Here is a 13,486-nt window from a genome sequence, read left to right as displayed (position 1 = left end):
ACTCTGGTACTTTCACTACTAGTAGCAGCGCCGTCTTCCACGCCATGCACAGACACAGCAGGATGGTAATCATGCCTGCACTACGCTCACGAACAGTCACCCATGGCCGCAACATGGCCGGCGCCCGCGCACTGCTGCGCGCCTCCGGCGTCGCCAACACGGACATCGGCAAGCCGATCATCGCCGTCGCCAACTCCTTCACGGAATTCGTCCCCGGCCACACCCACCTTGCCCCCGTGGGCCGGATCGTCTCCGACGCGATCCTCGCCGCCGGTGCTGTTCCCCGCGAATTCAACACCATCGCCGTGGACGACGGCATCGCCATGGGCCACTCCGGCATGCTCTACTCCCTGCCGTCCCGCGACCTGATCGCCGACTCCGTCGAGTACATGGTCAACGCACACTGCGCCGACGCCTTGGTCTGCATCTCCAACTGCGACAAGATCACTCCCGGCATGCTCATGGCCGCGCTGCGCCTGAACATTCCGGTTGTCTTCGTGTCCGGCGGCCCCATGGAGGCCGGCCGCGTGACCCTGACCGACGGGTCCGTGCGCTCCCTGGACCTGGTGAACGCCATTGCCGACGCCGTGGACGAATCCATCTCCGACGAGGACATCAACCTCATCGAAGAGAACGCCTGCCCCACCTGCGGTTCCTGCTCGGGCATGTTCACCGCCAACTCCATGAACTGCCTCGCCGAAGCCATCGGCCTGGCCCTGCCGGGCAACGGCTCCGTGCTCGCCACCCACACCGCCCGCAAGGCGCTGTATGAAAAGGCCGGCGCCACCGTCGTCGAGCTGGTGAAGCGCTATTACGACGGCGACGACGACTCCGTGCTGCCGCGCTCCATTGCCACCGCTGAGGCCTTTGACAACGCCATGGCCCTGGACATCTCCATGGGTGGCTCCACCAACACCATCCTCCACCTGCTGGCTGCAGCCCAGGAAGCCGGCGTGGAGTACGGACTGGCCGAGATGGACACCAAGTCCCGCCAGGTGCCCTGCCTGGCCAAGGTGGCCCCGAACGTCGCCGGAAACAAGACCTACTACATGGAGGATGTACACCGCGCCGGTGGCATCCCCGCCCTGCTGGGTGAGTTGAACCGCGGCGGCCTCCTGCACAAGAACGTCCACTCCGTGCACTCCACGGACCTGGACGGCTGGCTGGACGACTGGGACATCCGCGGTGGCAAAGCAACCGAGGAAGCGCAGGCGCTGTGGCACGCGGCCCCCGGCGGCGTCCGTTCCTCCACCGCGTTCTCGCAGTCGAACCAGTGGACCTCCCTGGACACCGACGCAGAGGGCGGCTGCATCCGTTCCGTGGAGCACGCGTTTTCCAAGGACGGTGGCCTCGCTGTGCTGCGCGGCAACGTGGCAGTGGACGGCGCTGTGGTGAAGACCGCCGGAGTCGACGAGTCCATCTGGACCTTCGAGGGGCCCGCCGTAGTGTGCGAGTCGCAGGACGAAGCCGTGGAAATGATCCTGAACAAGACCATCAAGGAAGGCGACGTGGTGGTCATCCGCTACGAAGGCCCCAGGGGTGGCCCGGGCATGCAGGAAATGCTGTACCCAACGAGCTTCCTCAAGGGCCGCGGCTTGGGCAAGAAGTGCGCCCTCATCACGGACGGCCGCTTCTCCGGCGGTACCTCCGGCCTGTCGATCGGGCACATTTCCCCGGAGGCTGCCTCCGGCGGAGCCATCGCCTTGGTGGAAAACGGTGACATCATCAGCATCGATATCACCCAGCGCTCCCTCCAGTTGAATGTTTCCGATGAGATCCTCGCCGAACGCCGCGAAAAGCTCGAGGTCAACGGTGGGTACAAGCCCAAGAACCGCGACCGCCAGGTGTCCCCGGCCCTGCGCGCCTACGCCGCCATGGCTCTGTCCGCGGACAAGGGCGCCGTACGCGACGTCTCGCTGGTGGAAAACCTCTAAGGCGCCGTTCCGCGCATATGCCGCCTGCCGTCGTCGTGCTTCATCTGAACGCACGACGGCGGTGGGCGGCTTTTGTGCGCCGGGATCCGTTCCGGCGAAGGTCAGCGCAGGATCTCCACGAGGGCCACCCAGGAGAACACCACTGCACCGATCAACGCGACGATGGTCCCCAGTGCTACCACCACCAGTCCGACCGGCACGGACAGGACCAGCAGCACGCCACCCATGGCGTAGATCACCAGCGGGATCACGAATGACACGATGTGTTGGGCGTCCCAGCGGTGGGGATGGCCCGGGGTGTCATCCTGAACAATGGCGCGGGCGGCAAGGAAGGCGATCACCCCGCCTGCCAGCGTCCCCACCAGGACTTCGATACCAAAGGCCCACAGCTCCTGGCTCGGGATGAGCGCTGCGCAGGCCAGGACCACACCCAGGATGAGCGCCGAAATGGCGGCCCCCGCGCGCGCCGCAAGGCCGCGCGACTCCGCGATCTGCTTGATGTTGACGGAGAGGGCCACGATCAGGAGCCCTCCCAGCGCCGCACCCGCCCCGGCGATCGCCACGTTGAACTCGCCCCACGAGGCCAGCGCCGATTCCATGTGCCCAAGGTAGTGGGCAGCCGCTAGCGGTACAACCCCATCAGCAGCTCCACAATCCGCTCACGTTCCTGTGGCGGATCCTTCTTCGCCCACGCGGCAAATACCGGCACCGGGGGCGCGTCCCGGACCGGGCGGTAGGTGACGCCCCGCCGTCGATACTGGTGAGCCGTGGACCCGGCCGTAATGCCCCGCGCTGCACCGCTGCCGATCACCGTCAGCCAATCGTCCACGTCCTGGATGGGGACAACCTGCGGCGGCCGGCCATCCTCGGGCCAAAGCTCCAGCGTGGTGCTGCCCGTCCGGAGGTCCATGGCCACCGGCTTCGCCGCGATCTGGGCGAGCGTCACCGACCTCCTCGATGCCAAAAGATCGTCCGAAGCCATGGCGCAGTACCGCTTTTCCTCGCCTACGCGGACATGTTCGACGGCGGCAGCTTGCGGGAGGCGGCGAAGGATGGCGAAGTCGGTGGTCCCGTCGGTGAGGCCCGCGGTAGGGGAGTTGGAGCGGATCAGCTGCAGTTCCACGCTGGGGAAGGCTGCTGCCCACTGACGCTGGAACTCGGTGGTGTGCTCACCCAATGCGGACCACGCGTAGCCGATCCTGACCTTGCCGGTGCCGGCCTTGGCGTCCCGTTCCAGATCGGTCAGGAGTGCCAGGATCCTGCGGGCCTTGGTCAGGGCGCGCTCGCCGGAAGGAGTCAGCGCAACGCTGCGAGTGGTGCGCTCCACCAGTCGAACTCCCAGTGTTCGCTCCAGTGCGGCGATGTTTCGGGACACTGCCGCCTGGGACATTCGGAGCTCGATGGCGGCGTCGGTAAAGGTGCCCTCGTCCACCACGGCGGCCAAGCATCGCAGCTGCCTCAGTTCAACGTCCATGCGGTCATCTTATTCATGCGCAGAGCGTATAAATAGCAGCGTCCATGCATTTAGCGTAAGAGTTGGACGCGCGCAGAATTTCAGCATGATCGAGTCCATTCCAGTGAGCGGTTCCACGCAACCGCAGGGTAAGGCAGGCGGGGCCGCCACCCTCGTGGCGAGTGCCCTCTCCAACCAGCTCGGTGCAGCCACAGGATCCCTGGCCTTCCCTGTGCTGGGACCGGTTGGCGTAGTGGCGGTCCGTCAGTTGGTTGCCGCCGTGGTCCTGCTGCCCATGGTCCGGCCCAGGCTCAGGGATCTCAGCTGGGCGCAGTGGTGGCCGGTGCTGCTGTTGGCGGTCTCATTCGGCACCATGAACCTGGGCCTCTACGCGTCGATCCAAAGGATCGGACTCGGGCTCGCCGTGCCCCTGGAGTTCCTCGGCCCTCTGGCTGTGGCGCTGATCAGCTCCCGCCGGAAGAGCAGTGCCCTCTGTGCCGTGGCCGCGGCTGTCGGCGTCGTCGCGATTACGCAGCCGGAAGCATCCATGGACTTCGTGGGCATTGGCTTGGGGTTGATCGCCGCTTGCAGTTGGGCCGCCTACATTCTCCTGAACCGAACGGTGGGACGACGCATCCAGGGGATCCAAGGGACCGCAGCCGCAGCAGGGGTGTCGGCGGCGCTGTTCCTGCCGGTCGCCGTCGTGGTCTTCATCAGCCAGCCAGTGGATGGCTTCGCGGTCCTGTGCGCGGTGGGTGCGGGCATCCTCGCCTCGGTGTTGCCGTACGTGGCGGACTTGATTGCGCTGCGACGGGTCCCGGCGAACCTGTTCGGCGTGCTCATGAGCATCAACCCGGTATTCGCCGCCATCATCGGTGCCGTGGCCCTGCATGAGGAACTGGCCGTGGGGCAGTGGGCGGGGATCGGACTGATCGTTGCCGCGAACGTCGGCGTGCTGCTGGTCAGGGGACGCGGCGGGAAGCAGGGCTAGGGAGAGGGGACGTGCCCCGTTGACCCCCGGACCTGAAGCTGCGACGGAACCTGGTGGAGCCGCGCAGGCAGGCTGGGAGTGGTGAGCCGTTCCAGAATGAATTTGCCCGCCTCGACGCCGACGGCCAGGTTTCCGTTGTCCACGGAGGTCAGGGACAGGTGTCGGATCTTGGCCAGATAGGTGTTGTCGTAGCCCACCAAGGACAGGTCTTGGGGCACTGAGAGGCCGAGGTCATCGGCCGCCGACAGCGCGCCGATGCAGGCGATGTCGTTGTACGCGAAGATGGCCGTGGGCCTGGCCGGGGCGGCAAGGAGCCGGCTGGCCGCGCTGTAGGCGCTTTCCTCGCTCACTCCGCCGGCTACCACCGTGGGTTCCAGCCCGGCGTCGCGCATTGTCCGTTCAAAGGACAACCGCCGCAATTTCCCCACCTCACCCGGGCCCTGCAGGTGGGCCACCCGGCGGTGCCCCAACTGCAGCAAATGTTCTGTCGCCTGGCGCGCACCGGCGTCGTCGTCATTGACTACGATGTCGACGCCGGGAAGGGCAGGTTCGCGGGTTCCGGCCAGGACCACGGGGAGGCTTCGGGCGGCGTTTTCGATGGCTGCGGACTCGTTGGTGGTGCCGACCACTACCAAGCCATCGATCCTCTGCTCCAGCAGGGTTTCCACGGAACTGCGGCCCACGCGCTGGTCTGTGTACGCGTCAGCGAGGACCGGGGAGACGCCTGCTGCGTGGAGGGACGCCGTCAGCCCTTCGAGCAGCTCCACGAACCACGGATTCCGGATGTCATTGAGTACCACGCCGATGGTTCCGCTGCGGGTGCCGGAAAGCCGCTGCGCCAGGCGGTTGGGCCGGTAGCCCAAGTGCTCCATTGCCTCCAGGACGGCACGACGACGGCTATCGCTGACGTTGGCGGAGCCCTGTAAGACGAGGGAGACCAAGGATTTTGAGACGCCGGCGGCGCTGGCGACATCACGGATGGTCGGTTTGGGGCCGGACGCGGGCGCGTCGGTCATGGCGGCGTCTCCTTTCGGTCCGGGCGATTCCATCCAAGCTTAGAGGGGTTGACGCGCTGCCCCTCTCCTAGCCATTATGGACCGGTCCAAGTAAATTCCAAAGAGAGTCAAAGAGGATCTTCATGAGTGCACCGAATAGCCGGCGGCTGATCGCCGGGATGGTGGGCGGCGGGGCTGGCGCCGATGTTGGCAAGTCGCACCGCTACGCCATGCGGCTGGATGACCAGTACGAACTCCAGGCCGGAGTCTTCGGCCGCGACGCGCTTGCGTCCCGCGACATCGCGGCCGGACTCGGCGTGCCGCAAGAACGCAGCTACACGGATTACCGTGAGATGGCCTCCGCCGAGGCCGCTCGTGAAGATGGCGTGGACGTGGTGACGGTGGCAACGCCCAATGACAGCCACTTCGAGATCGCGCGTACCTTCCTGGAAGCCGGGATCTCCGTGGTGTGCGAGAAGCCGCTGACGCAGGATTCGGAAACCGCAGCTGAACTGGTGCGCATCGCCACTGCCAATGATGTTGTCCTGGCGGTGCCGCACTGCTATCCGTCCTACGCGATGGTTCGCCAAGCTGCCCGAATGGTCCGCAATGGTGAGCTGGGCGCCGTCCGGTTTGTCGACGTCGAGCATGCCTCCGGCTGGGCGGCGACGCCCCTGGAAGAGCTGGGCCACAAGCAGGCGAAGTGGCGCACGAATCCAGATATCGCCGGGTTCCCCAGTGTGGTGGGTGACCTGGGAACGCATGCCTTGCACCTGCTCCGCGCCATCACGGGCCTGGAAGCCGAGCGCCTTTCCGGCCGTCTGCAGACCCTGGTGCCTGGGAGGCGCGTCTTCGACCACGCCACGGTGGAACTGGAACTCACCGGCTCGGTGCCCGCCCGCGTCTGGGCCAGTATGGCCGCCACCGGCCACAACCACGGGCTCCGCATCCGCGTCTACGGCGAAAAGGGCAGCCTTGAATGGCGGCACGAGGATCCGCACCACCTCAAAGTCCAGGACCTGGCCGGTGCCACTACCGTTCTTTCGCAAGGGCTCAGCACACTGCACCACGACGCCTCCCGCCTGACGCGCGTCGGCCTCGGTCATCCGGAGGGCTTCCTCGAGGCCTTCGCCAACTTCTACTCCGACCTCGCCGAAGTACTCCGCGCACGCCGCGACGGCACCGCGATGCCGGAGCGGGAGTTGTCCTTCCCTACGGGAATCGACGGCCTGATCGGCGTCCAATTCGTCGAAGCCGTCGCTGCGTCGCACTATGACGACTCCGCCTGGAAAGTCCCGGCCTCCTTTGCCCCGTCCCGCGTCGAGAAAGCAGCAGTCTGACCATGCTCCGTTTCGCCCTCATTGGAGCCGGCTTCATCGGTTCCGTCCACGCCACCAACCTCGCGGCCAACCCAGGCATCGAATTCCGCCTCGTTTACGACGTCGACTCACAGCGCGCGCAGACGATCGCCGCCGCTCATGGCGCAGCTGTGGCCAGCACCCTGGAAGAGGTGTTTGATGCCTCGGCGATTGACGCCCTCTTTATCGCCTCGTCAACGGATACCCATGCCGCGCACCTGCGTCGGGCGGCCGCGGCCGGGATCGCTGTCCTCTGCGAGAAACCGATCGACCTGGACTTGGACCGTGCCCGCGAGGTTGCCGCGTTTGCACAGGAGAGTGGGGTTCCCGTGATGGTGGACTTCAACCGGCGCTTCGATCGCGACTATGCCGAACTCAAGCGCGTGGTGGATTCCGGCGGGATCGGCAAGGTGGAGCTGATCCAGCTCACCTCGCGGGGTCCGTCCATGCCGCCGCTGTCCTACGTTGCGACGTCCGGCGGCCAGATGCGTGACCAGGCCGTGCACTTCTTCGACCTCGCGCGCTGGCTTTCAGGATTGGATCCGGTGGAGGTCTTCGCCGCAGGCTCGGCCCTGGCGGAGCCCAACATCGTGAAGTACGACGACGTTGACACCTCCGCGGTCACCCTGCGGCTGCCTGGAGGTGCTTTGGTCCAGATCGATTCCGTGCGCCGCACCGGGTATGGGTATGACGAACGTATCGAGGTCATGGGATCCGAGGGGATGGTGGAAGCCCGGCGGCATCGCAATGGTGCTGTCTCGCGCTACAGCGGGGAATCCGTGGTGGATGACGGTCTGCACCCGGGCTGGTTCGAACGAGTGCAGCCAACGTACGCGGCAGCACTCGCGTCTTTCGTTGCCTGCGTGGATGGCGGTTCTTTGGAGGGCGGTACGCCCCCTGCTCCTTCGCTGGAGGATGGCCTGAAAGCCCAAGCCATCGCGGAAGCCGCGGTGCTCTCCCTTCGCTCCGGGCGCATGGAGCCCATCAAGTACTGACCCAAGTACGTGGCAGTAGTGCGCGTTATGAATGGTCAGAACGCGCACTACTGCGACTCAGTTGGGAGAGAACGCGGCGCGGAAGGCCGCCAAGGCGTTGTCTCCCGCTTCGATGCTCTGGCCGCCCACCGCGCCCGCTTCCAGGCCGATTACGCCGGTGTACCCGGCGTCCCGGAGTGCCCTGGCGATGCCCGGATAGTTGATCTCACCGGTGCCCGGCTCGAAGCGTCCGGGGACGTCGGCCACTTGGATCTCGCCCGTGAACGGTTGGGCTGCCCGGACAAGCTCGATCAGGTTCCCTTCGCCGATTTGTGCGTGATAGAGGTCCAGCATCATCTTCACATGGGGATGGTTGACGGCCTGGACCAGGGCGAGGGTGTCCTTGGCGCGAGCCAGGGGAATACCGGGGTGGTCGAGGATGGTGTTCAGGTTTTCCAGCGCGAACGTAATGCCGTGTTTTTCGCCCAAGCCGGCCAGGCCCTCCAGGGTCCGCAGGCCGGTCAGCCACATCTCACCCGTGGAGCGATGGGTGGGCTGCACAGCCCGCCCGCCCTCGCCGAGTTCCGCAGGATGGACCACCATCCGCTCGACCCCCAGCTCCAGCGCCGTGGGGATCAGCTTCTCCGCCGAGGCCAGCACCTCGTGGGCAGTGGCGGGATCGATCACGCTGCCGCCGAAGTACCCGCTCATGGAGGAGAAGGTGGCGCCGGTTGCTGCGAGTGCCGAGATGTCCCGGCCCCGGGTGTCCCAGAGTTCAACCTCGAAGCCTTGCTCGTGGATCCGACGCACGCGGTCGATCAAGGGCAGCTCCCCATAGACCATTTCGGCGCAAACGGCCAGGCGGAAGCTCATGCTCCTGCCGCCTGCAAGTCAGCTACCTCGGACACCTCAACCGGCAGGCCACTTTCCGAGGATTTGAACGCAGCCAGGGCCACTGCCAACGCGTTGCGCGCGTCTACCCCACCCGGCGCTGCCACAGCGGAAGGTGAGTTGCTCGTCGTCGTGCGTTCCCTTTGCGTACCGCGGCGAGCGGCAACGTCGTCCGCAAAGTGGGCGAGTTCAGCCGTATAGGCGTCGCGGAAGAGGTCGATGTTCAGTCGGGTGGTGTCCGAGCCGATACCGGCCGCGGTGTAGCTCGTGGCGTTGGTAGCCTGCGGGCCGCCGGCGGTGACCATGCCTGCTGAGCCGAAGACCTCGCCGCGGACGTCGTAGCCGTAGAGGGCGTTGAAGTTGGCTTCGGCCACCGCGATGGCACCGTTGCTGTAGGTGACAGTGACAACCGCCGTATCCAGGAGTCCGCCCGCTTTGGCCTCCGGGGCCACCAGCGCGTCCGCCACGGCATGGACCTTGACGGGGACCGCGCCCGGGTTGAGCCAGTTGAGGGTATCGAAATCGTGGATCAGTGTTTCCAGGAAAATGGTGCCCGGGGCGATGCGCTCGGGGTTGTTGATGCCGTCTTCCGTTCCGGGGTCGCGGGTGAGGGAGCGGAGCAGTTGCGGTACGCCGATGGCGCCGTCATTGATCAGCTTCCGTGCGGCGGCGAAGTCGGCGGAGTAGCGGCGGTTGAAACCGAAGCGAAGCACGACGCCGGCCTCTTCCGCTGCGGCGATGGCAGCGTCCAGTTCCTCCACGGTTCGTCCGCCGGGCTTCTCGCAGAAGATGTCCTTGCCGGCCTTCGCCGCCGAGGTGATCAGCTCGGAGTGGAACCGCAGGGGAGTTGCGATGAGCACGGCATCGACGTCTGGGTCAGCCAGGACATCCGCAATGTCCGTGCTGATCTTGGTGACTCCGAGCTTGTCAGCGAGTGCTTCGAGGGCTGGCAGTACAGGATCGGCGATGGCTTCCACTCGTGCAGTGGGGATACGGAGCGCGATGGATTCGGCATGGAATTTGCCGATCCAGCCCGCGCCGATCACCGCGATGCGGACAGGCCGGTCCTCGGTGACCGGGTGGTGAAGGTATGTCATGGGGCTCCTCGATTCACGCTTCTAGATCGTTCTAGTAGCACAATGCTCGCATGATCGGGTGGTCCACGTCTAGATCGTTCTAATCGCGGCGGCGTCGACGGGAACCGGGGGCTCTGCAGCCCAGTGCCACCGTGAGAATCGGCCCGAGCAAAAGGAGTAGGAAGATGGTTCCCGCCGCAACAAGGCCTGCGAACAGGACCAGGCCGGCCATCAATAGGAGATGGATATCGGGGGCCTCCGTCAGCGAAAGAAGCGCTGGGGTGGCAAAACTGGCAAGGGACGTCACATGGTGCTCCTGTGGCTCAACAGTTGATTTCGGCTCGACCTATGAGTGCGCGGAAGAAGCAGAAGGTGTCGTTGTTTATTGCTTGGGTTCAGGCCCTGAGCCTTCGTTGCCATATCCTTCGTTGCCATATGAAGGATGGCTGCATCAAAAAATTCTTCACAACACTGCGTCACGTTTCCGCGGGTCAGAGTACATATCCAGTGCCCATGTCGTTGAACTGCTTCCTGCGCCGTTGCCCTTTTCGGCTGCGCTGCGGTCCATCGACGGAGTTAGCAGCGGCGGGTGTGGTGGGTTCTGGGGCCCACCCGGGGCGCCGTCGCTGCGTAGACCGGGCTAGTGCGGTCGGTCGTCTGAGTCGCGACCGGCCGCACGATTCGGTGAACAACCGGTCCAAAACTCTGGTGATTTGCGCCGAGGCGAACCTAGACTGACCGCATGGTGCCGACTCAGCCACGTACTTTCCGCGTTGTTGCTGCTGCTTTCGTGGCCGTTGCCCTCTTGGCGGGCTGTGCGGGGTCAAGCAGTCCTTTCGTCGGCGTGTGGGGTGACACCAGCGACACCAAGCAGCCCTCCCTCGATCTCAAGGCTGACGGCAACGCCACTGGAACTGACGGTTGCAACAGGCTGATCGGCTCGTGGAAGGAGGATGCCAAAACCATAACCTTTGGTGGTTTCGCGTCCTCACGCATGGCGTGTGAAGGCGTGGACACATGGCTTTCCAACGCAGCCACCGCCAAGATCCAGGAGGACGGCAAGTTGGCGGTGTTTGGTCAGGATGGAAGCCAGATCGGCACACTCAATTCCGGCAAATAACCGCGCGGAAACGGCATTATTGGGGGTTTAGTGTTGGATTCGAACGTCGAGGGCGTGGAACAGTCCGTTTCAACAGGGTCACTGCCGGGCTGGGAACAGGTGGACTCGCTGGTGGTCGCCTCCCACACGAGGAACCGCGCATGCCAGGACGGTGCCGTGGCCGACTACATTCCGGTCCTGGCCCAAGCCGACCCGGAGCTGTTCGGAGTCTGCGTGGTGGAGGTGGACGGCGGAGTACACCTTGCCGGGGACGCGGACGTGGAGTTTTCCATCCAGTCCATCTCCAAAGCTTTCGTCTACGCGCTGGTCTGCGAAGAATTCGGACATGCCGCCGTGGCTGACCTTGTGGGCGTGAACAACACCGGGTTGGCATTCAACTCTGTAATTGCCATAGAGCTCAACGACGGCCACCCCATGAATCCCATGGTGAACGCGGGCGCCTTGGCCACCACGGCGCTCATGCCCGGTGCTACGCCGGATGAGCAATGGAATGCCATCCGCAAAGGCTTGTCCGCCTTTGCCGGCCGTGAATTGGAACTGGACCAAGAGGTCTATCGGTCCGAGGCAGCCACCAACACCCGCAACCGCGCCATAGCCCGCCTCCTGGAAAGTTACGGCAGGATCAACCGGGACCCGCTGGAGGCAGTGGACGTCTACACCAAGCAATGTTCGTTGCGTGTCAGTGCGCGTGACCTTGCCATCATGGGCGCCACCCTGGCCGACGGCGGTGTCAACCCCGTCACCGGTCAGAGCGTTGTTTCAGCCGAGGTCTGCCGGGACACCCTGGCGATCCTGGCCGCCAATGGACTGTATGAACGGTCCGGAGAATGGTTGTTCGAGATCGGGTTGCCCGGGAAATCCGGCGTCTCAGGCGGACTCCTCACCGTCTCGCCCGGCAAGGCCGGGATCGGAGCATTCTCGCCACGCCTCGACCCTGCAGGAAACAGCGTCCGCGGGCAGCAGGCCACCGCCTATCTATCCCGGGTCCTGGGCCTGAACATCTTCGCTTCCCAAGCCTACGCACCCAGCGAAAGGTCCACGAATGTCCACTAGTACAGCGCCCATTTCAGCCGTGGAGCAGCGGGCCTCCTGGATCCCGATGGTTGGATTGTTTCTCGCCCAGGTGCTCATGTCCTTCAACGTCGCAGCCCTGCCGGTCTCCCTGGGTGGAATGGTCCAGGATTTCGGTGTTCCGCCCACTACCGTCAGCACGGTCATCGTCACCTACGGCTTGGTGGTGGCCGCGCTGGTCATGGTCGGTGCCAAGCTCGGGCAACGCATCGGCTGGGTGGTCATCTTCCGGGTAGTCGTGGCACTCTTCGCAGCATCGGCGTTGATGATGATTTTCGCGCCGACGGTGGGCTGGGCCATTGCGGCCCAAGCATTTGCGGGTGCCTCTGCTGCCATCATCGTCCCCTCGTTGGTGGCGTTGATCGCGGAGAACTATCACGGCAGCCAGCAGGCCACTGCCATCGGGTCGCTCGGTTCGGCCCGGGCGCTGTCCGGAGTGAGCGCCTTCCTCATCGGTGGAACCCTGGGGACTTTGGTGGGTTGGCGGCCGGTCTTCGGAATCGTCTTGGCGCTGGCCGTGGCGGTGTTTGGCTTCAGCTTCAAGCTCCGCTCTGATCGCGGGAACCCGGAGGTAAAGATCGACGTCGTTGCTGCCGCCCTCATCGGTGGCGGCATCGTCTCGCTCACGATCGGTTTCAACAACCTCAACGCCTGGGGCCCGCTCGCTGCCACCGAAGGTGCGCCGTTCGATGTGCTCGGAGTATCGCCCGCGCCGCTGCTGATCCTGATCGGCGTGGTCCTGGGCCAGGCGTTCTTCATGTGGACACGGAAAAGGACCAAGGACGGCAAGGTGCCGTTGGTGAGCCTGGCGGTGTTGGGCTCCTCCCGTGAACGGGCCGCCGTCTACGCCATGTTCATTGTGGTGTCCCTGGAGGCCGCGCTGAACTTCACTGTTCCGCTGTACATTCAGATCGTCCAAGGCCGCACCCCATTCGACACGTCATTGGCCATGATGCCGTTCAACCTGACGGTGTTCATCACGGCCACCTTGGTGGTCCGGTTCTACAAGCGCTACAGCCCGCGGACCATCGCAGTTTTCTCGTTCATCCTCACGACGGCCGCCCTGGCGTGGCTCGCCCTGGTGGTGAACAACAACTGGGAGACCCTGCCAACCATCCTGGGTCTCTTCGTGTTCGGTGTTGGGCAGGGCGCCTTGGTTACTTTGGTTTTCAACGTCCTGGTCACCGCCGCCCCCAAGGAGTTGGCCGGCGATGTTGGATCGATCCGCGGAACCACCCAGAACCTCGCCTCGGCCGTGGGCACGGCACTTGCCGGCGCGTTGCTGGTGACCATCCTCAGCCTCAACGTGGGCCAGGCTGTGATGAACAACGTGGACCTCCCGGAGTCGCTCAGGCAGCAGGTGAACCTGGACAACGTCAACTTCGTGAGCAATGACAACCTCCGCGCAGTCCTCAACGACACTGACGCCACAGAAGCCCAGGTGGAGACCGCCGTCGCCATTAACACTGACGCCCGGTTGAGGGCGCTGAAGACCGGCCTCCTGATCCTGGCGGGCGTGAGCGCCGTCGCTATCCTCCCGGCGACCCGGCTGCCCAAGTACCGGCCGCATGAGATCCCGGACCCCTCGGACAGGTAGATCGTTCTATAGACTGGCTCCCGAGC

General features: G+C 64.9%; 13 protein-coding genes. 7 read left to right on the top strand and 6 right to left on the bottom strand.

The genetic code is table 11. From position 1 onward, the window contains the following. The first annotated feature begins 71 nt into the window (after positions 1 to 71). Positions 72 to 1,934, top strand: coding sequence for a dihydroxy-acid dehydratase (gene ilvD, locus FQP90_RS15730; protein WP_144652010.1), 1,863 nt, complete (start codon positions 72 to 74; stop codon positions 1,932 to 1,934). Between the two features lie 101 nt (positions 1,935 to 2,035). On the opposite strand, the gene FQP90_RS15725 is transcribed toward ilvD, so the two are convergent. Continuing rightward, positions 2,036 to 2,533 (bottom strand): hypothetical protein, encoded by a 498-nt coding sequence (locus FQP90_RS15725; protein WP_144652009.1) that lies wholly within the window; start codon positions 2,531 to 2,533, stop codon positions 2,036 to 2,038. Between the two features lie 23 nt (positions 2,534 to 2,556). Continuing rightward, positions 2,557 to 3,408 carry a LysR family transcriptional regulator gene (locus tag FQP90_RS15720; RefSeq protein WP_144652008.1) on the bottom strand — a complete coding sequence of 284 codons (852 nt, stop codon included), beginning with the start codon at positions 3,406 to 3,408 and terminating at the stop codon, positions 2,557 to 2,559. Positions 3,409 to 3,493: 85 nt separating this feature from the next. Here FQP90_RS15720 and FQP90_RS15715 point away from each other — a divergent pair, with 85 nt between their 5' ends. Further along, on the top strand, positions 3,494 to 4,378 hold the full coding sequence (locus FQP90_RS15715) for an EamA family transporter (protein ID WP_144652007.1): 885 nt from the start codon (positions 3,494 to 3,496) through the stop codon (positions 4,376 to 4,378). On the opposite strand, the gene FQP90_RS15710 is transcribed toward FQP90_RS15715, so the two are convergent. Next, positions 4,375 to 5,394, bottom strand: coding sequence for a LacI family DNA-binding transcriptional regulator (locus FQP90_RS15710; RefSeq protein ID WP_144652006.1), 1,020 nt, complete (start codon positions 5,392 to 5,394; stop codon positions 4,375 to 4,377). The two genes, FQP90_RS15715 and FQP90_RS15710, sit on opposite strands and share 4 nt — an antisense overlap. Before the next feature lie 122 nt (positions 5,395 to 5,516). Between FQP90_RS15710 and FQP90_RS15705 the strand changes: the two genes are divergently transcribed. Further along, positions 5,517 to 6,713: a Gfo/Idh/MocA family protein gene (locus tag FQP90_RS15705; RefSeq protein ID WP_144652005.1), complete on the top strand. Its 1,197-nt coding sequence runs from the start codon at positions 5,517 to 5,519 to the stop codon at positions 6,711 to 6,713. Between the two features lie 2 nt (positions 6,714 to 6,715). Beyond that, positions 6,716 to 7,726: a Gfo/Idh/MocA family oxidoreductase gene (locus FQP90_RS15700; protein WP_144652004.1), complete on the top strand. Its 1,011-nt coding sequence runs from the start codon at positions 6,716 to 6,718 to the stop codon at positions 7,724 to 7,726. A 57-nt stretch (positions 7,727 to 7,783) separates the two neighbouring features. Here FQP90_RS15700 and FQP90_RS15695 read toward each other — a convergent pair whose 3' ends face one another. The 3 genes from FQP90_RS15695 to FQP90_RS15685 all read right to left on the bottom strand — a co-directional run bounded on the left by FQP90_RS15695 (position 7,784) and on the right by FQP90_RS15685 (position 9,979). Next, the gene (locus FQP90_RS15695; protein WP_144652003.1) at positions 7,784 to 8,578 is read right to left on the bottom strand and encodes a TIM barrel protein; all 795 of its coding nucleotides are present in this window, start codon (positions 8,576 to 8,578) and stop codon (positions 7,784 to 7,786) included. Further along, complete coding sequence (locus tag FQP90_RS15690) at positions 8,575 to 9,693, bottom strand: Gfo/Idh/MocA family oxidoreductase (protein WP_144652002.1); 1,119 nt, start codon at positions 9,691 to 9,693, stop codon at positions 8,575 to 8,577. The genes FQP90_RS15695 and FQP90_RS15690 overlap by 4 nt, the downstream gene beginning before the upstream one ends. Positions 9,694 to 9,772: 79 nt before the next feature. Beyond that, on the bottom strand, positions 9,773 to 9,979 hold the full coding sequence (locus FQP90_RS15685) for a hypothetical protein (protein ID WP_144652001.1): 207 nt from the start codon (positions 9,977 to 9,979) through the stop codon (positions 9,773 to 9,775). A gap of 435 nt (positions 9,980 to 10,414) precedes the next feature. Between FQP90_RS15685 and FQP90_RS15680 the strand changes: the two genes are divergently transcribed. Genes FQP90_RS15680 through FQP90_RS15670 form a run of 3 tightly spaced genes read left to right on the top strand, consistent with a single transcriptional unit; the run spans position 10,415 to position 13,460 of the window. Then, entirely contained in the window at positions 10,415 to 10,792 is a 378-nt protein-coding gene (locus FQP90_RS15680; RefSeq protein ID WP_144652000.1) for an META domain-containing protein, read from the top strand. 30 nt (positions 10,793 to 10,822) lie between these two features. Then, positions 10,823 to 11,845, top strand: a complete 1,023-nt coding sequence (gene glsA, locus FQP90_RS15675) for a glutaminase A (protein ID WP_144651999.1) — start codon at positions 10,823 to 10,825, stop codon at positions 11,843 to 11,845. Beyond that, a complete protein-coding gene (locus FQP90_RS15670) occupies positions 11,835 to 13,460 on the top strand; it encodes an MFS transporter (RefSeq protein WP_244296801.1) in 1,626 nt (541 codons plus the stop codon). Before glsA ends, FQP90_RS15670 begins: the two co-directional genes overlap by 11 nt. Positions 13,461 to 13,486 lie beyond the last annotated feature (26 nt).

Origin of the sequence: Paenarthrobacter nitroguajacolicus (assembly GCF_007786235.1) — a bacterium.
Classification (GTDB): domain Bacteria; phylum Actinomycetota; class Actinomycetes; order Actinomycetales; family Micrococcaceae; genus Arthrobacter; species Arthrobacter nitroguajacolicus_A.
The sequence above is the reverse complement of the archived record's forward strand: the minus strand, read 5'-3'. Positions and strand labels throughout refer to the sequence as shown.

Bases quoted from the DNA above. Each gene is read 5' to 3' on its own strand.
- FQP90_RS15705 (WP_144652005.1), top strand. From the start codon at position 5,517: ATGAGTGCACCGAATAGCCGGCGGCTGATCGCCGGGATGGTGGGCGGC.
- ilvD (WP_144652010.1), top strand. From the start codon at position 72: ATGCCTGCACTACGCTCACGAACAGTCACCCATGGCCGCAACATGGCC.
- FQP90_RS15720 (WP_144652008.1), bottom strand. From the start codon at position 3,408: ATGGACGTTGAACTGAGGCAGCTGCGATGCTTGGCCGCCGTGGTGGAC.
- FQP90_RS15695 (WP_144652003.1), bottom strand. From the start codon at position 8,578: ATGAGCTTCCGCCTGGCCGTTTGCGCCGAAATGGTCTATGGGGAGCTG.
- FQP90_RS15700 (WP_144652004.1), top strand. From the start codon at position 6,716: ATGCTCCGTTTCGCCCTCATTGGAGCCGGCTTCATCGGTTCCGTCCAC.
- FQP90_RS15670 (WP_244296801.1), top strand. From the start codon at position 11,835: ATGTCCACTAGTACAGCGCCCATTTCAGCCGTGGAGCAGCGGGCCTCC.
- FQP90_RS15690 (WP_144652002.1), bottom strand. From the start codon at position 9,693: ATGACATACCTTCACCACCCGGTCACCGAGGACCGGCCTGTCCGCATC.
- FQP90_RS15715 (WP_144652007.1), top strand. From the start codon at position 3,494: ATGATCGAGTCCATTCCAGTGAGCGGTTCCACGCAACCGCAGGGTAAG.
- FQP90_RS15680 (WP_144652000.1), top strand. From the start codon at position 10,415: ATGGTGCCGACTCAGCCACGTACTTTCCGCGTTGTTGCTGCTGCTTTC.
- FQP90_RS15710 (WP_144652006.1), bottom strand. From the start codon at position 5,394: ATGACCGACGCGCCCGCGTCCGGCCCCAAACCGACCATCCGTGATGTC.
- FQP90_RS15725 (WP_144652009.1), bottom strand. From the start codon at position 2,533: ATGGAATCGGCGCTGGCCTCGTGGGGCGAGTTCAACGTGGCGATCGCC.